The 21,854-nt window shown below is 56.8% G+C and carries 16 protein-coding genes and 7 pseudogenes; 12 read left to right on the top strand and 11 right to left on the bottom strand.

Annotation, left to right across the window (positions count from 1 at the left end; genetic code table 11):
* Positions 1-22: 22 nt before the first annotated feature.
* The 3 genes and pseudogenes from istA to MF410_RS32855 all read left to right on the top strand — a co-directional run.
* Positions 23-1,522: an IS21 family transposase gene (gene istA / locus MF410_RS32865; RefSeq protein WP_222135254.1), complete on the top strand. Its 1,500-nt coding sequence runs from the start codon at positions 23-25 to the stop codon at positions 1,520-1,522.
* 1 nt (position 1,523) lies between these two features.
* Positions 1,524-2,258 (top strand): IS21-like element helper ATPase IstB, encoded by a 735-nt coding sequence (gene istB, locus MF410_RS32860; protein WP_222135253.1) that lies wholly within the window; start codon positions 1,524-1,526, stop codon positions 2,256-2,258.
* A gap of 145 nt (positions 2,259-2,403) precedes the next feature.
* Positions 2,404-2,949: pseudogene (locus MF410_RS32855) on the top strand (coproporphyrinogen III oxidase); the annotation flags it as partial.
* A gap of 643 nt (positions 2,950-3,592) precedes the next feature.
* On the opposite strand, the gene MF410_RS32850 reads toward MF410_RS32855, so the two are convergent.
* Both MF410_RS32850 and MF410_RS32845 read right to left on the bottom strand, forming a co-directional pair.
* Positions 3,593-4,171: a hypothetical protein gene (locus tag MF410_RS32850; protein ID WP_097622126.1), complete on the bottom strand. Its 579-nt coding sequence runs from the start codon at positions 4,169-4,171 to the stop codon at positions 3,593-3,595.
* 130 nt (positions 4,172-4,301) lie between these two features.
* Complete coding sequence (locus MF410_RS32845) at positions 4,302-4,976, bottom strand: transcriptional regulator (protein ID WP_097622127.1); 675 nt, start codon at positions 4,974-4,976, stop codon at positions 4,302-4,304.
* Between the two features lie 185 nt (positions 4,977-5,161).
* On the opposite strand from MF410_RS32845, the pseudogene MF410_RS32840 reads away from it, so the two are divergent.
* From MF410_RS32840 to nodD1, 6 genes and pseudogenes are all read left to right on the top strand, one after another.
* Positions 5,162-5,338: pseudogene (locus MF410_RS32840) on the top strand (hypothetical protein); the annotation flags it as partial.
* Between the two features lie 49 nt (positions 5,339-5,387).
* Positions 5,388-5,767: pseudogene (locus MF410_RS32835) on the top strand (transposase); the annotation flags it as partial.
* A gap of 1,539 nt (positions 5,768-7,306) precedes the next feature.
* Entirely contained in the window at positions 7,307-9,031 is a 1,725-nt protein-coding gene (locus MF410_RS32830) for a carbamoyltransferase (protein ID WP_275593059.1), read from the top strand.
* Positions 8,959-9,210 carry an FkbM family methyltransferase gene (locus tag MF410_RS36700; RefSeq protein WP_275593057.1) on the top strand — a complete coding sequence of 84 codons (252 nt, stop codon included), beginning with the start codon at positions 8,959-8,961 and terminating at the stop codon, positions 9,208-9,210. Before MF410_RS32830 ends, MF410_RS36700 begins: the two co-directional genes overlap by 73 nt.
* 650 nt (positions 9,211-9,860) lie before the next feature.
* Positions 9,861-10,181 (top strand): nodulation protein NolE, encoded by a 321-nt coding sequence (locus tag MF410_RS32820; protein ID WP_275593056.1) that lies wholly within the window; start codon positions 9,861-9,863, stop codon positions 10,179-10,181.
* A 180-nt stretch (positions 10,182-10,361) separates the two neighbouring features.
* Complete coding sequence (gene nodD1, locus MF410_RS32815) at positions 10,362-11,306, top strand: transcriptional regulator NodD1 (RefSeq protein WP_097622125.1); 945 nt, start codon at positions 10,362-10,364, stop codon at positions 11,304-11,306.
* A gap of 353 nt (positions 11,307-11,659) precedes the next feature.
* Here the strand turns inward: nodD1 and MF410_RS32810 are convergent, their stop codons facing one another.
* The 8 genes and pseudogenes from MF410_RS32810 to nodB all read right to left on the bottom strand — a co-directional run bounded on the left by MF410_RS32810 (position 11,660) and on the right by nodB (position 17,366).
* A complete protein-coding gene (locus tag MF410_RS32810) occupies positions 11,660-12,076 on the bottom strand; it encodes a cupin domain-containing protein (protein ID WP_088397132.1) in 417 nt (138 codons plus the stop codon).
* Between the two features lie 205 nt (positions 12,077-12,281).
* Complete coding sequence (locus MF410_RS32805) at positions 12,282-13,070, bottom strand: ABC transporter permease (protein ID WP_097622124.1); 789 nt, start codon at positions 13,068-13,070, stop codon at positions 12,282-12,284.
* 3 nt (positions 13,071-13,073) lie between these two features.
* Positions 13,074-13,987: pseudogene (nodI, locus tag MF410_RS32800) on the bottom strand (nodulation factor ABC transporter ATP-binding protein NodI).
* 99 nt (positions 13,988-14,086) lie between these two features.
* Positions 14,087-14,379, bottom strand: a pseudogene (locus tag MF410_RS32795) (carbamoyltransferase C-terminal domain-containing protein); the annotation flags it as partial.
* Positions 14,380-14,489: 110 nt separating this feature from the next.
* A complete protein-coding gene (locus MF410_RS32790; protein WP_008536485.1) occupies positions 14,490-14,705 on the bottom strand; it encodes a carbamoyltransferase N-terminal domain-containing protein in 216 nt (71 codons plus the stop codon).
* A gap of 36 nt (positions 14,706-14,741) precedes the next feature.
* Positions 14,742-15,353, bottom strand: a complete 612-nt coding sequence (gene nodS, locus MF410_RS32785; protein ID WP_097622122.1) for a nodulation methyltransferase NodS — start codon at positions 15,351-15,353, stop codon at positions 14,742-14,744.
* Positions 15,354-15,368: 15 nt separating this feature from the next.
* On the bottom strand, positions 15,369-16,700 hold the full coding sequence (gene nodC, locus MF410_RS32780) for a chitooligosaccharide synthase NodC (RefSeq protein WP_097622121.1): 1,332 nt from the start codon (positions 16,698-16,700) through the stop codon (positions 15,369-15,371).
* 7 nt (positions 16,701-16,707) lie between these two features.
* Positions 16,708-17,366 (bottom strand): annotated as a pseudogene (gene nodB / locus MF410_RS32775) (chitooligosaccharide deacetylase NodB).
* 1,656 nt (positions 17,367-19,022) lie between these two features.
* Here nodB and MF410_RS32765 point away from each other — a divergent pair.
* From MF410_RS32765 to MF410_RS32755, 3 genes and pseudogenes are all read left to right on the top strand, one after another.
* Positions 19,023-20,028 (top strand): annotated as a pseudogene (locus tag MF410_RS32765) (nodulation protein NodZ).
* A 180-nt stretch (positions 20,029-20,208) separates the two neighbouring features.
* Positions 20,209-20,487, top strand: a complete 279-nt coding sequence (locus MF410_RS32760) for a hypothetical protein (RefSeq protein ID WP_239621152.1) — start codon at positions 20,209-20,211, stop codon at positions 20,485-20,487.
* A gap of 214 nt (positions 20,488-20,701) precedes the next feature.
* On the top strand, positions 20,702-20,905 hold the full coding sequence (locus MF410_RS32755; protein ID WP_097622120.1) for a hypothetical protein: 204 nt from the start codon (positions 20,702-20,704) through the stop codon (positions 20,903-20,905).
* Between the two features lie 277 nt (positions 20,906-21,182).
* Here the strand turns inward: MF410_RS32755 and MF410_RS32750 are convergent, their stop codons facing one another.
* Positions 21,183-21,848 (bottom strand): Crp/Fnr family transcriptional regulator, encoded by a 666-nt coding sequence (locus tag MF410_RS32750; protein ID WP_054185960.1) that lies wholly within the window; start codon positions 21,846-21,848, stop codon positions 21,183-21,185.
* Positions 21,849-21,854 lie beyond the last annotated feature (6 nt).

Here is a 21,854-nt window from a genome sequence, read left to right as displayed (position 1 = left end):
TCATCGGAGGCTTTTTGTTTGGATGCTTATTGTGGAAACAATTCTGAAGATACGACGGCTGGCCCATGTGCAAGGCAAGTCGATCAAGGCGATCTGCCGGGAGTTGGGCATATCGCGGAAAGTGGTGCGGAAGGTTTTGCGCACCGATGAGACGGAGTTCAAATACGAGCGAGCCCGTCAACCTCAGCCGAAGCTCGGACCATGGCGCGAACAACTCGATCGGATATTGCTTGCCAATGAGGCCAAGGCTTCCCGCGAGCGCCTGACGCTGATCCGGATATACGAGGATTTACGCGACCTCGGCTATGAAGGCGGTTACGACACCGTTCGGCGTTATGCGAGGACATGGTCGAAAGAGCGCGGGGCCGTGACGGCGGAAGCCTATGTCCCGCTTTATTACGCGCCCGGCGAAGCCTACCAGTTCGACTGGAGCCACGAGATTGTCGTACTGAACGGCGTGACGACAACGGTGAAGGTGGCTCATGTCCGGCTTTGCCACAGCCGAATGATGTTTGTGAGGGCCTATCCGCGAGAGACGCAGGAGATGGTCTTCGACGCCCATGACAAGGCGTTCGCGTTCTTCGGCGGAGCCTGCACGCGCGGCATCTATGATAATATGAAGACGGCGGTGGAGACGGTCTTCGTTGGCAAGGAACGGCAATATAACCGTCGTTTCCTGCAGATGTGCAGCCATTTCCTTGTCGAGCCGGTGGCCTGCACGCCGGCGTCCGGCTGGGAGAAGGGCCAGGTCGAGAACCAGGTCAATCTGGTGAGAGAGCGCTTCTTCACCCCACGTCTGCGCTTCAAATCCTACGATGAGCTGAACGGCTGGCTGCTGGACAAGTGCATCAGCTATGCCCGCGCCCATAAGCATGTCGATCAGACGGAGCACACGATCTGGGAGGTGTTCGATGCGGAGCGGCCGCATATGATCAGTTATCCCGGCAAGTTCGATGGCTTCCACGCCGTCCAGGCCTCGATCGGCAAGACCTGCCTCGTGCGTTTCGACAACAACAAATACTCGGTGCTGTCCACCGCGGTCGGTCGCCCGGCAGAGGTACATGCCTATGCCGACCGCATCGTCATCCGGCAAGATGGCATCGAGATCGGTCAGCACGACCGCTGCTTCGGCCGCGGCGAGACGATCTATAATCCATGGCATTACGTTCCGGTCCTGACCCGCAAGCCGGGAGCCCTACGCAACGGCGCCCCGTTCCATGACTGGGTTTTGCCCGCCGCCATGGAGAAGGTGCGCCGCCGGTTGAAGGCCATGCATGACGGCGACCGGCAGATGGTGGCGATCCTGGAATGTGTCGGTGAGGCCGGGCTTCCCACCGTTGAAGCAGCCTGCCAGGAGGCGCTCGATCAGGGCGTGTTCTCATCCGCCGTCATCATCAACATTCTGGCCCGTAAGCGTGATCCGCAACCGGCCGCCATCCTTTCCATTCCCGATGCGCTTCGCCTGACCCATGAGCCTCTGGCCGATTGCGCACGTTACGACAGCCTCAGGAGGGCAAGCTGATATGGAACGATCCCAAATCCTCGACATGATGGGCACGCTGAAGCTGTTTGGCATGCGCAGCGCATACGACGAGACAATGGCTTCCGGCATCAAACGCCAGCATGAACCGCCCCGTATTGTCGGTGACTTGTTGCAGTCAGAGATTGCTGAGAAGCAGGCCCGGTCGATCAAATACCAGATCGCCATCGCCAAATTGCCGCTGGCCAAGGATATCAACGACTTTGACTTCACCGATACACCGGTCAATGAAGGGTTAGTGCGCCAGCTCGCGACCGGGGCGTTCCTCGCCGAGCAACACAATGTTGTTCTGGTCGGCGGGACCGGCACAGGGAAGTCCCATCTGTCCATCGCGCTTGCCCGTGCTCTTATCCGCAACGGAGCGCGGGGCCGGTTCTTCAATGTTGTCGATCTCGTCAATCGGCTTGAGACAGAAGCACGCAATGGCAAACAGGGGCGGCTTGCCGACTTCATCACCAGGCTCGACTTCGTCATCATGGACGAACTCGGCTATCTCCCGTTCGCTCAGGCCGGCGGCCAGCTTCTCTTCCATTTGATCAGCAGGCTTTACGAGCGGACGTCGGTCATCGTCACGACCAACCTAGCCTTCGGAGAATGGCCCGCTGTGTTCGGCGACGCCAAGATGACCGCCGCTCTTCTCGACAGGCTCACCCACCATTGCGAGATCCTGGAAACCGGAAATGAATCCTGGCGCTTCAAAAACCGCTCTCAAAGCTAAAGCCGAAAAGACAACCAACCCGCGCCCGCAGGCCCCTGCGCTAAATGAAAAGCTCCGGGCCTACGCGCGCTGACCCTATGCAACCAGAGGCAGGGGTCACTTTTGGGAGCCGATAAGGGGTCCCGTTACCAAGCCGATTGACACTGAGCAGGCCTCAGCCATGGCCGATACGTTAGTTGCAGCAGGCTATCTGCAAATCGGTCTCGACCATTTTGCTTTGCCGGATGACGAGCTTGCAATAGCACAGAGAGCTGGTCGTCTGCGCCGCAATTCGCTTGGTTACTCTGCCGAAACCTGCCCAACTGTCATCGGTTTGGGCGCGTCCGCCATCGGTCGTTGCGGCGACGGTTACGTTCAAAACGATCTCACGCAAAGCTGTTATAACCGACACATAGCATCCGGCCGCTTGGCGATCTCAAGGGGCTACCGTTTAACTACCGAGGATCGCGTAAGAGCTGCAATCATCGAACAGCTCATGTGCTACTTGGAGGCGGACATATCAGCAATCTGTACGGCCCAGGGATTTGATCAGACCCATCTAGTGAGTTCAGCTAAGCAGCTAGAGATTCTGGCTGAGGACGGGATCGTTCAGTTTGACAACGGTTTAGTCCGTGTACGGCACGAATGTCGCTCTGCCCTTCGCCATGTCGCTGCCGCGTTCGATGCTTATCTTGGCCGCCAGCCCATCTAGACTGGCAAACGGAGGGCCTTAGAGTGATCACATAATCGAGCTCGAGTTCGTCGAGATGTTAGGCAGGAGGCAAGCCCCAATTGCTCGATTTAAATCGATCGCTGAATTCGAAGTCAATGGCATGTGTCGGTCTCGATCGCGTCACAGTTCAGCTCTCGCCACTGGCAAAGAAATCCGCCGTCAGATCGTGCAAGGTCTGGCGCAGAACGGCTTCACCGGCTCGGTTGCGCGCGCCAACTTGAAGCAGGCGACACCTTCGTTCAAAGCGCCGGACCAGACGCCCGGACAGTTCAGCTTGACGTCACCAATGCGGCTTCGATTGCGCAAGCGGCGGAGACGCGCATCAAGAAACCTGCGGCAGGCTCGATGTCCACAGTGGCGATCGAGCGCGGTTAAATGCCTAGAACATGGCCTAAACACGCTTGTCGTCGATGTCGACGAAATGGGACCGTGCTTGGAACCCTAGCCGTACACAGGTGATGCTGCCGCTGGCTCCGCGAAGCACCGGCGGCAAGAACCATCAACATGCCCAGGGCGACAGGTTGCCTGACGCTGAACAATGATCCTTCGACGTGGCCTAGGAGAACGCTTTCAATGCCGTCACTTGCAATAAACCGGGCTCAACGTGTTGCACTGCGACAGGTCACCGTTCAAACCGCTCCAGCATTGTTCTCAACTGCGCGTTTTGCAGCCTTAGCTTTCTGGCTAGCTGCCCCCTGAGCACCCTGATGTCTTCGTCGAGGCTCATCTGGTCCGCAGTGTGAATTGCCGGGGCCGCGTTTGCAATCGCGGCTGATGCCTTCTTACGCGGGGCGACCTCGAGAGTTCGCACGAACTTCGTAGCATCATGCCCAGCGACGATGTCGGTACCAAGCTCGCCGAATGGAGGTGGATCAGCCGCCTCAACGATTTTGGCGTCTTGGCCGTCGACCTGATCGTGGCTGCGACGAGAGATGGCCTCCTCAGTCTCGTTCATGCCGATACCGATTCCGACTTCTTTGGAAACAACAAACTCGGTGGAAATTGCAGGAGAATGGCCGTGACGGGGAAGCCCCTCGCTTGCCGGTCGAACGGCGCTAATCAGGCTCTTCTCGGCAGGCGTTTCGGTCGGACCGGCAATAGCCAACGGGTCCGGCGTAACCTTTTGGTCCGAGCCGTTTTCTCGCTTTTGTTCGCGACCCGGTGAGATCAGTCGGGCAAGAAGTTTCCAGGGAGACGCCATCTATCTGACCTCGCGTTTTATCCCGCAAGCAGGCAGTGAGTTTTAGGTCCGGCAACAGCATTTACCGTTGCCGAATTGTTTGTCTCGATAAGAGTGTAGATACGGCCGGCTAATTGACCGGCTGCTTATATTAATCGAGCTTGAGCCGTTTGCGCAGATCTTCATTTTCAGCGCGAAGTTTTTCAGCAAGAAGCTTGCGCAGTCGCTGATTTTCTTCTTCCAACTGCAAAAGGTCTGCCATCTCATCGATCGCCGTCATCGGGGCGGCCGGCGCTGTCTGCACAGCTTTTGGAGCGCGGCGCATAGGTGCACTTTTGGCGCTCGCCGTGGCTTCGATCGCCTTTGTCTTGCGCCCTCTCCTCTTTACACCACCGGCCCCGGCCAGAGCAGCTGCTGGCTCTGCCGTAGCGTCAGCGGACGCGGTCTCGAGTGCCGCGGCTTTTTTGGCGCGCGGTTTGCGCTGTTTCTTCGGCGCATTAGGCGTTTCGACAACGGTCTGTCCATCGACATTGGTTGTCGTATTAGTCTCGTCGGCCATGCTCATCTCCTGTGTATCTGATGCAGTTGTCGACGGGCCGAGAGGCGCTGTCAACAACTGCTCGGCCTGATCTTGTTCCGGCAAAGACATTTCGCTGTCGGGTTTGCCACTCTGAGAGCTACCTGACAGAGCAGGCAATGCCTCTTCCTCTAGATCGCGCGCGACTGACTTTAGATCCACATTGCCCCAGATCGAGTTCGATCTGGTATCGAGTTTTCGCCTGCCGTTCTTGTACTCGACGGCAAAACTGCGTTGCACTTTTTTCAATATAAGAGGCCTTGGAGAATCCACGGGGTGGCTGATGTTATGCTGGAACGGCACGAATAGCGCCTACCGGACTTCCAGTCCATACCCACGGACTAGCCTGCGGCCAATTTTTTAGCCCCGCGTTATTTTTTTGAAGTTACCGCGCCTCTGCCGATTTATCGTGGCCCCCGGGGAAGCGCTCGCGCATCCGCCACCGCATCAAGGCAAGTATCGCCGCAGAGGCCTCGGAAGTACTTTCCGACGATGAAATCGTCGCTTGGCTGAAGGAAACCGGCATCAGCATTGCGCGCCGCACTGTCACAAAGCATAGGGAGGCAATGGACAGCCAGAGCTGGCTCGGGAAATTTGAACAGCTAGGATAAGTGGAATTTCTGCCTGACTTTGGCTTAGATGCCGGGAACAGGAGATACCATGACAAGACGACCGCGCCGGAACCATAGCCCGGCTTTCAAGGCGAAGGTGGCGCTTGCCGCTATCAGAGGCGAGCAGACACTGGTGGAATTGTCCCAGCAGTTCGACGTGCACGCCAATCAGATCAAGCAATGGAAAGAGCAGCTCCTTGAGGGGGCGACTGGCGTTTTCGGGGATGAAGCCAAGGCGGAACCAGCAGCCCCAACCGTCGATGTCAAAACGCTGCACGCCAAGATCGGCGAGCTGACACTGGAGAACGATTTTTTGTCCGGTGCGCTCGGCAAGGCGGGATTGCTGGGCGGAAAGAAATGATCGACCGCGAGCATAAGCTATCCGTCGTGCGCCAGGCGAAGCTTCTCGGCTTCAGCCGTGGCAGTGTCTGCCCTCCTCCGTGCAACACCGCCGCGATGTAACGTACGGCTTCAATGTCGATCGAAGGAGTGCCCATGCGGGGCCGGTCAGACTTCCTCTGGTCCGAAGCAACTCTTGAACTCGTCGCACTCCATGCAATTCGAGGCGGTACAGTGGGAAAGCCTCATCCGGCGACATCTGGGCGAAAGCGATTTGTTGGGAGGGAAATCGGACTGGGGTCAGCGGCGAAGACCGTCTTCTATATTGCACACGGCAGCGTCAGGCCGGCCGCAAACTTCTTAGTCGCAAATTCGGACTATCGAAGTCCTGACCGATATCGATACTCAGAGCCGATCCCTGAAGTCGTGAAGGAGCGGCGCACCAACCCCCGGGCTTCTCCTTCGGCTCGCGCTTCACCGACCAGATGCTGCGCACTTACGCTCGGGAAATGATGAAGCGCTTGGCCCACGTTTCGCGGCACTCGCTGCGGCAGCGCTCACCAAGACTGAACGCCGTTTCCTTGCAGCAGGCGCGGCTATCACGCTCATCGATGTGCCAAGACGAACACGCGGCTTGGCTTTGTCGGCTGAACAAGAGTAGCGAAGGAGTGTTGCTTATACGACTAGACACGAGGAGTTCGTCGGTCCGAATGTCGCAGGCGGATCTGCCTTGAACACGGCCGCCATTGAGAGAAGGATGGGGGCGCCGCCCGCTTCACCGGGGAGTCACGCCATCTTTTTTTGGATGCATTCCATCCAAACAATCGATTTTACTGATCGAAACGGTTGCCATTAGAAGACGCTGAAGAAGCGCTTTGTAAAGCGATAATTCGGAGTTCTTAAAATGGGTCCTCGGGTGCCGTGCAGACTGTGCTGGGAAAACGGCCTGGGGCAGTCCGTCTGCTGCCTGGTCTCGATCGTTATCTTGCACTCGAAGTGATCGGCCAGAATCTTGGTCGTTGCTTCTCGACATTTCAGCGGGCTCTCAAGGGACGCACTTTGCCCCGGTCGATGCCGCCTCCTATTCGTCGAGTTTCACCGCGCGCGCTGGTCATCTTTCTACTGCTTCCCCTTAAGGAACACGCGTTTTGCACATTGAGCGCAGATTGGTTCTCACACCGTAGCCTCTGTTCAACGTGATTGATATCAATGGCGGTCTCACCGCATGGGAGCTGAGTTCGGTACTGGCGCACATGCGGTGATAGAGACCGGCGGCAGAACTCTGTTTGCTATGCCTCGGAGCCAACGCAGGCGCACTCGCCGTTGCAAGGACACGGTCTACGACCTTTGCAGCGACGACCAAACGTCGTTGATTTTCCCTTGTGGCTGTGGGGCGGAAAGATGAAGGACTGGGTAATGTGGATACGCAACGCGGCGTTACTGCCGCAAATGCTTCGGTCTGGGTTTCTGATAGCGCCGATTGTCGGCAATCTCACCGATCCGGTCACGATCTGATTTCGGCTTCGGCCCGTGAGCTCTAGCTGCACTGTCAAGCACCACCCTATGAAACTACGAAAGCCGGAGGCCAAGCCAGAGCGACCTACCTTTCGAAACGAACTGGAGAGCAACATGCTGTGTCTAGGGCTCAGTGGCGGTCTAAGCAGAGTCTACGAAAATTCGTTCGATCTACCGAACACCTTTATGCACGATGGGGCTGCGGTTCTCGTTCGCGACGGCCGAGTGATAGCGGCGGTCGAGGAGGAGCGCCTTAACCGGATCAAGCACTCCAACAAGCTACCAACACGTTCGGTTCAATATTGCCTCGCATCTGCAGGTGTTCACCTTAACGACATAGACCGCATCGCGTATTATGCGACCGAGGCCTATTGCAACGCTGTGCTCGAGCGCGTGCGCCTCTCTCACCCAAGCGCCCCAATACCGGATGCGAGGCTGTTGTTGTGTGGATTACTCGGGCAAGAATTTGGTGCCGAAATTGATCCCTCACGTGTCTCCTTCGTGAGCCACCATATGTCGCACGCCGTGAGCTCGTTTTTCATGTCGGGCTTCGAGCGAAGTCTGGTCCTCTCAATTGACGGCGGTGGGGACTTTCTTTCGGGGCTTTTGGCGGTTGGTTCCAGCACGGAGATTGAGCCACTCGTGGCATTCCCGGAGAACGATTCTCTAGGGCTGCTATACTTGGAAACGATCCGCTTCCTAGGTTATGGCGCGTTCGATGAATATAAGGTCATGGGACTCGCACCCTACGGTAATCCCGCGTCATACCGCGCGATCTTCCAACAATTCTACGAACTCCTAGACGACGGTGGTTACCGGGTCTATCTCGACCGAGTTGGTCCCACGTTGCTCAGCAACATCCAAATACGCCAGAAAGGCATGCCGTTCACGCAGCAGCATAAAGATGTGAGTGCTTCACTGCAGGAAGCACTGGAACGGATCGTGTTCCACGTCCTGCGGCATTACACCAAGGTTACCGGCATAGAACGACTGTGTTTGGCCGGAGGAGTGGCTCACAACTGCACTTTGAATGGCAAGCTGCTGTACTCGGGGATGTTTGAAGACATCTTCGTACAACCGGCTGCCCATGACGCTGGCTGCGCACTAGGCGCCGCATTGATGGCGTCTCATGATCTGGGACATCCGGCACCTCGTGAGCGTTTGCAAAACGTCTATTGGGGACCCCACCTGGGGAGCGAAGGAAGCGTGGAGGAGGAACTTGTTGCTTGGGGCCAGCATCTCGACATTGAACGCAGTGATGACGTGACAGGCAAAGCAGCGGAATGGATTGCGGATGGCGCCGTGATCGCCTGGGTGCAGGGACGTTCGGAATTCGGTCCACGGGCGCTGGGCAACCGAAGTATTCTTGCTGACCCGAGGCCGGCCTCAAACAAGGATCGAATTAATATGATGGTCAAGAAGCGGGAAGGCTACCGCCCATTTGCTCCCTCGGTATTGGAGGAGGATGCCGCGAAATTCTTTGATCTGCCAGGTACCTTGCGGGAATTTCCTTTTATGAATTTTGTAGTGTCTGTGCGCGAATCCCAGCGTAGTTCGCTAGGCGCCATAACGCACGTAGATGGTACGGCTCGTTTGCAGACGGTGTCACGCGAGACAAATCCCGCATATTGGGAGCTAATCAATGCTTTCGGGAAGCGAACCGGCGTTCCGATCTTGCTCAACGCAGCAATGGAAATGGCAGCGCTAAGGAATGGGATCTCTCGGGCTCGATACGCCGTCCCAAGAACCACCTTTCTGAGTATGCGTTGGTTCGGTTTGACCGTCCGATTTCCGTTGAGACGAGAAGGCTGGATGACTGGTGCGGCGAAGCTGGCCTAGAGAACATCGATGTCATCTGGATGGATGTGCAAGGAGCCGAGGCCGACGTTATTGCCGGGGGCAATCAGATCCTGAGCAGAACGCGCTACATATATACTGAGTATAGTGATCAGGAGCTCTATGAAGGCCAGCTCCCCTGCGCGCCATTCTTGAGCTCTTACCTTCCTTCCAGATGGTAGTTGAGTATCCCCGAGGAGTGGAGGGTGACGTGTTGCTCAGAAACACGAGCCTATAGCCGTTTCGATCTCCTTTTTTTGCAATTCATTTCCGCCGCCGGTTAGCAAAGTGAACCAATCCTCCTTCGACCTTTGCCGCTGGGCTACATCGTAGAGTCCGATGAGGCGAAATCCAACCGAGTCCTCTGGGATGATAGCGGGCTATCATCACAGTATCAATGGACCGTGTATGACACCGGCAGATCTTTAGGAGATCGATAAGGGATTCCTCGGTGTCACTCCGGTGCATGCGGCGCCCTTTGCCATCCGGGATGAAGGGGGATTGCGGCAACGACATGCGCAAGACCACCGAGGATAGAAGTCGCGATTGGGTGAAAAAGCACCGCCGAAAACAGTGGGTTTGGCGGACACTTGGTGGTTCGGGCTGGCAAGACGTCGTCTCATGCATCAAATGGATGACTCGCATTTAAACAATAGATTTCACCAATTTTCGCGGATGTTCCATAGACGGCCATCTCCACTCCACCGGGTATGATCCGTTGAAAGGCTCTCGACCAATCGAACAACACCCGTAGCCCCGAAGTACCGGCGGCGGGAATGGCATCAATCCTACTTGGTGTCGCCTGGCCTTAGCCAACGAAAGGAAACGTCCCATGAAGGTTATTGGCTACTACCACGTCATCGTCGCCGCGTTGCTCGCATTGACATTGCAGGCCGGGCCGTCGTTTGCAGCAGATGATCGTGACCAAGATTCCGGCCCGGCGATAAGTGACCTCCGCGCAAACCAGACCGGTGCCGACAAAACCCATTCAGCAGAGCACACTCAAGACTGCAATTGCCAAGATGCACCTGCCGAAGAAGGTGAATGCTACGAGTGCGTCTTACCCCCGAAGTACATATTCAAGACGCCGAAGTCATCGACGTCGCAGACCGCAACCTATATCCGCGGAAATCACTGCTACTCGCCAGAATGATCAGGCGCCACTGAATCTTGTCGGTTGAAGATAGCAGTAAGACCATTGAAGCCACGGCGGCTGGAATGTCGATACTTTCCCAATTTTAGGCGACCCTTTGCTTGCTGATCTCTCTCGGCGCCGCACCGCGAGACCGAGCCTTTTCACCTTTTCTCTCCCCACCTCGCTACGGATGAAGACATGCGGTTCAAGGGCCTTGATCTGAATCTCCTCGTCGCACTCGACGCCCTGATGACCGAGCGTAATCTCACGGCGGCGGCGCGCAGCATCAACCTGAGCCAGCCGGCCATGAGCGCGGCCGTCGGCAGGTTACGCACCTATTTCAATGACGACCTTTTTACCATGGTGGGTCGCGAACTCGTTCCAACCCCGCGTGCGGAGCGGCTCGCGCCTTCGGTCCGCGAGGCTCTGCTTCACATCCAGGTCTCGATCATATCCTGGGATCCGTTTAGCCCGGCTCAATCGGATCGCTGCTTCAGAGTCATCCTTTCCGATTACGCCGCACTCGTTTTTTTTGAAAAGGTCGTGAGGCGTGTCGCCCGAGAAGCGCCCGCCGTCTGCTTCGAGTTGCTGCCTATCGCCGATAACTACGATGATTACCTGCGGCGCGGTGACGCCGATTTTCTCATCTTTCCGGAATTGCTCATGTCGCGCGCACATCCTAAGGTGACGCTATTCGAGGAGACCCTCGTGTGCGTGGGCTGCCGCTCGAACAAGCTACTCTCGGAGCAACTTACAATCGAGAGGTATATGTCGATGGGACACGTTGTGGTGAAGTTTGGGAACGCCCGGACGGCTTCCATCGAGGAATGGTGTTTGCTTGAGCACGGGCTTAAGAGACATGTCGAAGTAGTCGTGCAGGGCTTCAGCATGATTCCGTTCATGCTTTCAGGGACCGAGCGCATAGCGACAATGCCCTTACGCCTGGTCAAGCAGCTCGAAAAGACAATACCCCTGCGGATCGCTGACCTTCCGCTACCGTTGCCCGCGTTCACACAGGCCCTCCAATGGCCCGCCCTTCACAATAGTGATCAGGCAAGCCTCTGGATGCGGGACGTGCTATGTCAGGAAGCATCCCGCATGCCCTCGCCGAATGAGGTAATGAGACGTCTCAGGATTTCCTAGCATTCTTACGTGGTTTTGTCGTTGGGCGTGATTCATGGCGTCGGAATGAGGGCCACTTTGAGACGCCGCCGTTACAGCCTCACGGATGAGCGATCGTGTCGCCGCTGGCCCAACAGCCGCGCTGACTGACTGACGACCAAGCATGGAGGAACTGGACAGATGCTCTCCTACGCCCGCCGTTCAACCGACCAATGAAACAAGCTCCTCGACAGTTTTGTCGACAACGCAAGTCGAAGGTTCACGCAGCTCCAATCGACACTAGCAAGGAGCGGCAAACCAACCCCTAATATGGGACGGGTTCACCACATCCGAGCCGTGGCGCCAGATTGCCCTCCGGTGATACCTCAACGTCTTTATTTTTGCGGCAGAACATTCTCACTGCCCCTTTCCACCTGATCGATCACGAGCAGCTTTACCGGCTCGGTGCCGTTGTTCGCCCCTTTATGCCATATCCCCCAGGACTCGACGACAAAATCCCCTGCCGTGAAAATGCTTTCTTTCCCAGATTCTGTATTGGTGACCGTGATTTCCCCGGAAAGCACATAGCCATAGCGCTGATAGCGATGCTGATGAATTGGTAACGTCGCACCGGGCGCAATCTCATAAATCGAAGCGATGACCTCGACGTCCTTCCGTGGAACGATGATGGGCTGACCGGCAATCGTACGATCGGTCCTTAAGATAAGCGTAGCCGCGACCGCTTTGTTTTCGAACGCGTTCGCGGGACACGCCAGAGCAAAGAGCGCCGTGGCGATTGAGATGACCTTCATTTGCTTTTCTCCTGATGCACGCCGGATCTTCCTGAAGGGTGTTTGCTACCGAGTTCGGCCAGTTGCAGAGCGAAAACCTGCATCGTCTCACCGGCGCCGACACGGGTTCATTTGTTCCCAGACTATGATGACTATCTTCAGAGCTCTGCGGGTCTTTTCCAGACACTGCGTCGCAATACCCCTCCTGGCGTGGTTGCGAGTAGCGTCAAGACATCAGGCGCCGACGCAACAGCGCTGCCGACAGGAAGAACGGCAAAATCGCGTAGATGCAAAGCGCGCCTATATGCAGGCCCATGCTGCTCGCGGGACGCCCAAGCATTGCCGGGCGTATGAGGTCGATCGCATGCGCTAGAGGCAAGAACTGCGCTACCTGCTGAAAGGTCGGGGGCAGTTGCGTGATTGGAAACACCGCGCCGCACAAGAACAGCATTGGTGTGAGGACGAGCGTCTGGTAAAAAATGAAATACTCGTAACTGGGCGCAAGTGCCGTGACTACCATCGCCAGGCTCGCGAATGCAAATCCAGTGAGCATGATAACTGGCAACACATAGAGGACTGACGGCCACGTCGCATAGCCTAGCACGGTGGCGACAATTATGATTCCCGTACCGGCAAGAAATGCCTTGCTCGCTGCCCATGCCAACTCACCCAGGATGATGTCCCCGAGTGTCATTTGTGTGTAGAGCATGGCTTCCCAGGTGCGTTGGGCGTGCATTCGCGTAAAAGCCGCGTAAATCGTCTCGAACGTCGCAGACGTCATCGCGCTTGTCGCCACCATGCCGCCCGCCAAGAACGCAACGTAGGTTGTGCCGTCAACGCGACCCACAATAATTCCGAGACCAAGGCCGAGGCCAAACAGGTAGATCATAGGATCGGCCAGACTTCCAACAATTGACGCAAGTGCTACTTTCTTCCATGCCAGATAGTTGCGTCGCCATATCGCAATCCAGTTAAAAGCGTTGGCGGGCAGAGCCGCGGCACAACCTTCACCCATCGTTCACTTCTCCATCTCGCGCCCGGTCAACCGCAAAAACACATCCTCAAGATTCGGCGGACGCTGCAGAATACGCAAGCCCGCGCGCTCCCGTAACCGCACACGCACCTGCTCCGGGTCGGACACATAGCAAAAAAGGGTCTCGCCGCTAATTTCGATGCGATCGGCATATGGCCCGACCAGCGATTCCAATTCATGCGGATCGCCGCCGTAGATCTCAATGACTTCGCACCCGATCAGTTCATCGATCAGGTCATGCGGACGCCCTTCGGCAATGCTGCGACCTCTTTCGAGTACGCAGAGTCGATCGCATAACCGTTCGGCCTCTTCCATGAAATGGGTGGTCAAGATGATCGTTTTGCCGCGCGTAAGCAGGGAACGCAGGCGCTCCCAGATCAGGTGGCGCGCGTGTGGGTCGAGACCGGTGGTCGGCTCGTCCATGACAAGTAGCTGCGGGTCATTGATCAACGCACGCGCTAGCGTCAGGCGCCGCTTCATGCCGCCTGAAAGTTCAGACACACGCGCATTCACCTTGCTCTCTAGGCGTGCAAACTCAAGGAGCGACGGCATGACCGCTTCAACTCTGCGTGTATTCATGCCGAAGTAGCGGCCGTAGACCAGCAGATTCTCGCGCACAGTGAATTCGGGCTCAAGGTTGTCGAATTGCGGCACCACGCCGATACCCTTGCGCGCCAAACGAGCCTGGGCAGGTACCGGCACGCCGAGCACAGTAATCTTCCCCGCATCAGGGGATGTCATGCCAAGGATCATACGTGCGATCGTGCTCTTGCCCGCGCCGTTCGGTCCAAGCAGCCCGAAGCATTCCCCCGGGAAACACGGAACGATAGCGCGTTGACCACGGCCTTGTCGCCATATGTCTTGCTTACGTCGGAAAAATCTATTGCGGGCATGAACATGCCCTCATCTGACCGTCGGGCGCCGTTGACTGGCATTTCTTCGGTTGGGTGGGTTCTTCCTGGTCTATCGCACCGTATGTGTTCATTGCGTCCTCATTAAAGGGCTGCAGCAGCATCCGGGAAAACGCCTCGTCCGTGGTAATTGGCAATCGTGTTGCAGAGCAGCCGAATGTCCCTGAGCTTTTTATATTCGACGAGTACCTCGGCGACTTCGTGGAGAGAGTGCCTGGAATGGTCTGCAATCGTGCAGATTCATCGAGATGGACAACAGCCGGAATTCTCTCCTGGCGTCCCATCCGCGTCTGATGCTTAAACAACATATCGCAATCCGGAGTTCGAGGGCTGACTATATAAGGCGCACGGTCCACCAGGCAGATCGGCGCCACGAGGCGGAGCCACGGGCGCGGGGGCCGCGCGGCACGTATCACGAGGATAAGTCTTGTAAGGAAATGCCCTGTCATTGGAACGAGTTCCGGAGCCCTCGACGGATTCGAGAGAACTTTCAGCATTGCATCCCAGCCATCGATGATGATTTGATCAATAACGCGTGGATCCGGACCGTGTTGCGCCAAGCGGCGCCAATCGCGTCGAGATTGTCGACAGTTTCATATCGCGGGTTGTTGCCCCGCTTCTCCTGCTCGACGCAGAAGGCGAGCCACCCACCCTCGACAAGCGCGTCCGCTCCGTCACGGGTCAATTTAATACCACAGACGCGCATAGTGTCTCCATGTCTGAACGTCGAGGGTTGGGGCCGCTAGGAGGCCGGATTTCGGAAACAGGCGAGTAAGCAATCTTCGTTGACCGACTCACCCCGACACTCAAGCCGCTCTACCTCGAGCAAAGTTTCGTTCAGCATGCCGAGGACCGTCTCAGCACCAGCAACGTGGCCCCAGCGACGACAATTGGCGTCGCGCGCCGATCCGAAAACCAGATATCCATCTGGCGCAAGCATCCGCACTAAATTCCGAACAGCCCCTCTCATCTCGGCTATTCCTCCGATGTAGTAGAGCACTTCCGCCACAACGATCAGATCAAACCTCTCGTCAGGTGAAAACTGTTGAACATCAGAGACTATCCAGCTGATGTGCGGATAATCCCTCATGCGTCGACGCGATCTTTCTATAGCGTGAGGCACAACATCGATCACGGTGAGCCGTTTGCAGTGGGGGGCTAGCTGCACCGTAAATGCGCCGGCAGCGCATCCCACTTCGAGCGCATTTGAGATGGATCCCTGGGCAAGCGCCAAGCGGAGCATTTGCGTGTGACGCTCACGCTCGAATGGATTGGCGTCGAGTCCCCATGGATCGGGTGCAGCCAGTTCCCGATTCAGCAATTGATAATTGTCGATCTGTGTCAACTCGTTCACCTCGGTAAATAGATCTTACTCGTCGCTGCACATGCAGTCAGACGTCGTTCGCGCGGCAGGATCGCGGGCGGGGTTGAGCCTTCGAGGCGCTGTCGCATGTCCAGAACATTCTGTAGTGCGCGCATCAGTCGCCGGATGTTGATTCGAGTTGCCAGCAGAGCTGCGCGACAGCCAGTCGCTATTGCTCAGCGTGCACAGCGCGTAGGCTTTCAAGGGAAGTAGCAGAAAAATATTGATGAATGCATGCAGAGAGAACCCGAGGAACCGTAGTTGGCGGGCCCGAAGCGCGACAACGCTGCAGTGGATCATCGTCATGGCCACAATCATCAGGGCTGCCAACCAAGGCACGGTGCCCGTCAATGCAAGCTGTGCGAGCCCCGTCAGCACCGATAGTGCCAGAAGCGGCGGTCCGAGGTTCTGTCCGACAACGTCGAGCGTAAGGAAGCGATTGAGGTTGGGCAGCAGGCGCAGCCCAAGCAACGTGTCCCGGTACGTGCTCCGCGCCCAGCGTAGTTGTTGGCGCAGATACGGTCCTAGCTTGTTCGGAACGACTGTCGCTGCGATGGCGCTCGGCACGTACTCCGTTCGAAAGCCTGCCTTCAGCATGAGAATGGTGAGATGCCGATCCTCACCGAAATCGCTTGGCTTTCCCCGAAAATACTGTGATTCGTACTGGTCAAGCAGCGAAGCGAGCGCAGAGCGACGGTAGATAGCACATGGACCGCAGCAGCACATAACGGCTCCGAAGCGAGCTTGTGCCGCACGCTCCTCGTTGCAAGCCAGCCAGTACTCCATATCGATCAAACGGGTCAGCCAACTATCGTTTCGGTTGCGGGCCGTCAACTGTCCCATGGCCGCGCCGACAGCCGGATCTTGCATTTTAGGCACGAGTTTCCTGATGACGTCAGATGCGAGGATCGTGTCGGAGTCGACGTTTAACACCATATCTCCAGCAGAGCGGCGTATCGCGGCGATCTGTGCCTTCCGTTTACCGACATTCTGGGGAAGCAGGAGAATATTGAATCTGGGGTCTCGTGCGAAGGCCTCGTGCACAGGTCGCAAAGCCTCGCGATTTTCGGAACCGTCATCAACTAGGTAAACCTGCAGCCTTCCCCCGTATTCCTGACCCGCAATAGAAGCCAGGCACTCCGAAAGCGTGCGGGGATCCTCGTTGAAGCTTGGCACGATGACATCTACGCTGGGCAGCTCGTCAAAGCCGTCCAAGCCCTGGGACGCCAATGAAACATCGGTCGGCAGAGAATAAACGGCCTGCATGCTTTTATAAGCAGTCGAGAGAAGTGTATAAAGCGAGACGGCGACAGTGCTGGTTGTGTCAAGCATATCCATCGGATCTTCAGAACTCCCGAGTAAGCGAGCGGAATACAAAGCCGCGATCATGTAAAGCTGGAATTATCCTAGATAACGCCATAATAGTCTGGTGGCGCAGACTGCGGTCAGTTCCTTGCTGCATTTCACTGGAGGGACAACCGTCGTGCAAGAGCACGATTGACCCCGGTCGGACAGACTGCAGCACATCATTGACAATGGCGTCGGCCCCGGAAGAGACCAGTCTCGTGGATCTACCGACCAGTGCACGGCAGTGAGTTCCGCATTCGCCGAAGCCTTGAGCACTTCTTCGGTCCAGATGCCGTAAGGAGCCCGGATGTGCCGCACCACCGCCTGAGGCGCCGCCATTTTTATGGCTCTGTTTGTCTCGAGTATCTGACGTTGCACCTCGTCGGGTTCGCAGTCAGACAGGTCTGGATGCGTCATTGTGTGGTTGGCGACTTCATGCCCCTCTGCAATCATTCGCTGGATCAATTTCGATTGATCGGCCAGGAACTCGCCGATGACGAAGAATGTTGCCGGCACCCGGTGTTCAGCCAGAATATCGAGAATCTCCGGTGTACAAAATGGATGCGGACCGTCGTCGAACGTCAAATAAACGCTGTTACGACCAGTGCCGTCATCGCGCTCACCGTGCACTTCGCACGAGCAATCGAGGTGCGTCATTGTTCTCGTCCTTTCCGGTAAATTATCCTGGTGTGCCATTCGGAGACCGGCCGCCCAAAGGGTAGGATGATGACGCCGCGCGTGGACGCAGGTCGAAACGCGCGCGGGGCAGCGTGTAGCGTACGCCGTTTCCCAAAATAGCGGTCACCAGACCGCCTCGTCTGAATCTGTCAATACCGCGGCTCGTTGCGGACTGCACCGAGTGCGAATGTAAATTCGAGCGATAGATGATCCCTCGACATGCTCGGAGTTGCGATTCCTTTTCCGCAACGGTTCCCAACGCACGTTAAAGCGCATGCAAAGGCCTCATAATTTTTGCCGATTTGCCAAAGCGTCCGATCTTGCGATCAAAGTGACGATTGGTGGTGAATCCCCGAGCTGTCGACGATCGCAAGGTGATGCAATGGGCTGATCGAACGCTTATGTAAGCATCGCATTCCAAAGCCACACATTTGACCCCTCTACACCACTGGCGCGCCATCGACGACTTGATTTCTGTCAAGATGCCCGTCTAATGGATGACGCCATTCAATTCGTAAAATCGATTGTTTGGATGACACCCATCCACGCCATAGATAAAATTCTGCCTCCACGGGTTCCTGCTAACGGACCGAGCCTGTTGTCGTGGCTGGCGCGGGACTTGCGTCGTCGCTCCCTTGAAGAACTTATCATGGCTCGGCATTGGCGGCTTTTTAACCTGCTCTGGGTAAAGCTCTGGAGCAGATTGAAACCTTCCGGAAGCCTGAAAGCGCCGGATAGAATTGCTCGGCTATGGCTGTCAAACGACTCGAGGAACTTGTCTCACTTGCCGAATTGAAGAACTGACCCCATCGGTTTGCGGTTTCGTTAGATCCGAGCGCTGGCCCCAATCTTCCGCAGATGGGCGGAGCGTCGCTTTTGGCTAAGCGATAACTGTCGCCCGGATGGTGACCACCGTCGAGAGGTGAAAGCAGGCGGTCCATGCTGTGACGACCACACGACTACTTGAGGGGATCAGGATCGAGCCGTTGTCGTAGCGCGGGACACCATTTGGAAGACACCCGGGCGCGATTGGCCTCCAAGTGCAGGTAACCGAGCTCGTCTGAATCAACAACCTGGGCCGCGGCACGACATCGACTGCTTGTCCAGCGAGCCGCAGTTGTGAGACTTCGCCAGCATCGCCGCCACGGTGGCAGCTGTGACGATGGCAGTGGTGCCCACAGTTATCCATGAAGCGGATGGCGATTATCCAAACAATCGATTTACGGATTCCCCGGGATGCTCCAGAAGACGCATGAAATGACGAGATCAGGTACCGGGAAGGGACGGGAATTGGCTAGATCGGCGCCATCCTCGATGAATCGGCGAAGCGCGCCAACATGAGCCGTACCGCAACATACGTCATCGCCCATTTGCACGGAAGCTCCGGCCTCTCGCTCCGACCCAAGTGCGATGCCGATGGGTCGGATCGGGTGCGAGATAAAAGACTGAACGATGACGGAGGGATATGCGGCGGCTTGAACGCCCGGACTGAAAAGGCGTATGGCGCCGCAACTTCCAGTCTGGCAGAAAATCGTAAATCTGTGAGACGAAGGGTCATGCATAAAAATTGGCGAGAATCACGATCGCTGATGCAGGTCCGAATTGATATGCAGAATTTCAGCAGATTTTAAGCCGATGCGCTTTTCCAGAACGAGGCAAAGAACATGCTCGCTGAAGAGGGATCGGTATGTTGTTTCTCGACGGCGGACTGGTTTCGGTGATTGTCTGTGGTCGCTGGCGGCAGCTTGGCGCTATGCACAGCGAACGGGGCGGACGCTGGCCATCGATTGGCGTGGCTCCTGCTATCTCAATCAACCCTTCACGAACGCTTTTACGGTGTTCTTCGAGCCGATTCAAGATATTGCTGGCGTACGGGTGATTTGCGATGACCAGATCAACCAGTTCTCATTTCCGGGACCGTTCTTCCCATCATGGTGGAACAAGCCCACAATCGAGAGCGTTTGCCGCCCCGATGAACAAATTTTCCCGGAACGGGACGAACTGACTGAGCTTCTTCAAGCCCAGGACGATACTGATACCAACAGGGTAGTTTCTGATGCCTGTTTAATGTGGCGGTGCGACCAAGCTGCCGAACGCCAGATATTTCAGAGCCTCAACCTTAGACCTGAAATTCAGGCTCGTATTCACACCATCTATCAGGAGCACTTCAAGGGGCGCAGTATCATCGGTGTGCACGTACGGCACGGCAATGACGAAGATATAATGGACCATACGCCCTACTGGGCCGATCCGGAGTTCGCCTTACGCCAAGTGTGCACTGCCATTGAGAAGGCCAAAGCGCTACCGCATCGACGCCCTGGTTTTCTTGTGTACGGACAGCGCGCAGGTACGGGACCATTTACTGGGTGTGTTTCCCGATCTAATCACTATCCCGAAATGCTTCCAGGCGGCACAGGCCGGGCTATTACACAGTGCATCGCTGGGAGCGGACGGCGGTATCTCTGCTCTTACAGAGATGTACCTTCTCGCCCGATGCGATACGGTAATTCGCTTTCCGCGGACCAGCGCCTTCACGCGCTATGCCCGTCTCTTCGTGTCACGTGTTATTGAGTTCGACTTGAAAGATCCGACTCGCTTGATCTTGACTGACGAGTCGTCCGAGCATGAGCTGGCTTTATGAACCGGCACTCCGCTGAACAAATTCTCGGCGCCCTCGCAGGATTGACGAGAGGTCTTCACTGGATCGTAATGTGGGCGCAGCACGCGACGAGACAAGGCGGGGGCGCATCCTCTCCTAGCGTCTCGCGCGCCCAAAGGCTTGCCGGATCATTGTTGTGAGGGTAGCTATTGGGCGCCTTCGGTGAATGGAAACGGCACCGCGCGCTCGACCCGCATCATTGGCATAGCAAGCTCGCACGTCGGCGATTCCGATCGGACGAGGACATTCGCGCGCCGCAGCCTCGTCGGCGCCTTTGCCGCCGCCCTGCCTGATGCGAGGGCCTTCGTCGGGCTTGGTCGACAGATCGCCATCAAGCTGATGTTCGTGCTCTATGCGGTCGTGGGCGTGGCCGGTGCCGTTGTTTATTCCCACATTCCGACACGTCTGGCAAACCGCGCGAAGAAGCCGCCGCCGCGCTAGGTCCTTAGCGCGCATCGTCCTTGCAACTCGCAGCTCAACTCACGACGCATTCGCAGGCGTGATCGGCTGCGAAAGACAGAAGATGCACTGTTGTAGTCTCCGGCTCCCGCCGCTGCTTGCATGACGGCTTGCGCCAGTCGTTGACAAAACTCAATTGGCCAGTCACCATTCCCGTTGCCCGGCCATTTGTAATGATTAAGTTTGAGGTGGTGCCATGCCTCGCATGATCAGGTTCATGCTCACGCGTTTGGCGACGGGGTTCGCAATTAGATCCGCCGTGGGCTTCTTCGTTTGGCAAAATGGATTTGCCGCGGCAGGCACGCTTGAGAATTATCTCGCGCAGGGCCTGTTCATCTACCTCTTCGCAAGCACCATCAGCATGGGTTATCTCGCGACGGCCCTGCTCCTCGAAGAATAACGCCGGACGCTCTCCGTCGCATGTTGGTGCTCGTTGCGCCCGTTCGTCTGCACTTCCCTATTAAGCCCGCCAGTCCGACGGTATCCGCATGTGTCGTCAGCGCCACCGTTGATGCGGACAAGGCCTGAAGCAAGCGATGAAGACAGTCGAGATGGCAAGAACAATCCCGATGAGCATGACGTCCTGGTACATTTGCGCCTGGCCATAACGGAGCAAGCGATTGATCGCCACATTGACGGCGGTCGAATTCCGGCGCGGTTATCGCCCTGCCCCGAGGTCAGCACGCCTTCCGCAGCAGATCGACGCTGTCGACCACGACGACCCTGCCTCTGACTTCGACCCCTGCAGGACCGAGGGCAGCGAAAGCCCGCGAAAGGGCTTCGGGCGCAACACCGAGTTTGCCGGCCAGAATTCTCTTCCGGTAAGGCAGGCGAAAGGTGGCCTGCGATGCTGAGGCCGGGCAGCGGCTGACGAGGTAATTCGCAACACGCTGTGCAGCCGTGTGCAGCCGGTCTCCCGCTATGCAATCCATGGCACCGAGCAGATGCTGGGTTATGATGCGCATCACGTTGCGATGCATGATCGGATAGCGGTCGGCGAGCACCCGCAACTCCACAAGGTCGAACAACGCGACCTCTGCGCCGTCGGCGGACCATGCGCTGTAGGTGTAGGAGCCGCCTCCCGACAGGAGATATTCGCCGAACGTCTCGCCCGGTTCGCAGATGCAGATATCTGCCTGGCGCCCCGCGGATTCCGACTTCGAAAGTCGCACGAAGCCGCGCATCACGCAATAGACGAACGACGCCTGCTGGCCCTCGGCGATGATCCGCTCGTCCGGTGCGAAGATCTGGAACTGAGCCGTGTCGGCCAGTTCTTCTATCCTTGCTTTGTCCAGGCCGTGAAACAGGTCAGATCGCAAAAGTATGGGATGTCTCGATAGCATCGATCT

Source organism: Rhizobium sp. C104 (assembly GCF_022354505.1).
GTDB classification, from domain to species: domain Bacteria; phylum Pseudomonadota; class Alphaproteobacteria; order Rhizobiales; family Rhizobiaceae; genus Rhizobium; species Rhizobium redzepovicii.
Note: the sequence above shows the minus strand (reverse complement) of the source record. Positions and strands in the feature narration are given on the sequence as shown.

Excerpts from the sequence above, each read along its gene's own strand:
- istA (WP_222135254.1), top strand. The coding sequence starts at position 23 with ATGCTTATTGTGGAAACAATTCTGAAGATACGACGGCTGGCCCATGTG.
- istB (WP_222135253.1), top strand. The coding sequence starts at position 1,524 with ATGGAACGATCCCAAATCCTCGACATGATGGGCACGCTGAAGCTGTTT.
- MF410_RS32850 (WP_097622126.1), bottom strand. The coding sequence starts at position 4,171 with ATGGCGTCTCCCTGGAAACTTCTTGCCCGACTGATCTCACCGGGTCGC.
- MF410_RS32830 (WP_275593059.1), top strand. The coding sequence starts at position 7,307 with ATGCTGTGTCTAGGGCTCAGTGGCGGTCTAAGCAGAGTCTACGAAAAT.
- MF410_RS32820 (WP_275593056.1), top strand. The coding sequence starts at position 9,861 with ATGAAGGTTATTGGCTACTACCACGTCATCGTCGCCGCGTTGCTCGCA.
- nodD1 (WP_097622125.1), top strand. The coding sequence starts at position 10,362 with ATGCGGTTCAAGGGCCTTGATCTGAATCTCCTCGTCGCACTCGACGCC.
- MF410_RS32810 (WP_088397132.1), bottom strand. The coding sequence starts at position 12,076 with ATGAAGGTCATCTCAATCGCCACGGCGCTCTTTGCTCTGGCGTGTCCC.
- MF410_RS32805 (WP_097622124.1), bottom strand. The coding sequence starts at position 13,070 with ATGGGTGAAGGTTGTGCCGCGGCTCTGCCCGCCAACGCTTTTAACTGG.
- MF410_RS32790 (WP_008536485.1), bottom strand. The coding sequence starts at position 14,705 with ATGCGCGTCTGTGGTATTAAATTGACCCGTGACGGAGCGGACGCGCTT.
- nodC (WP_097622121.1), bottom strand. The coding sequence starts at position 16,700 with ATGGATATGCTTGACACAACCAGCACTGTCGCCGTCTCGCTTTATACA.
- MF410_RS32755 (WP_097622120.1), top strand. The coding sequence starts at position 20,702 with ATGCCTCGCATGATCAGGTTCATGCTCACGCGTTTGGCGACGGGGTTC.
- MF410_RS32750 (WP_054185960.1), bottom strand. The coding sequence starts at position 21,848 with ATGCTATCGAGACATCCCATACTTTTGCGATCTGACCTGTTTCACGGC.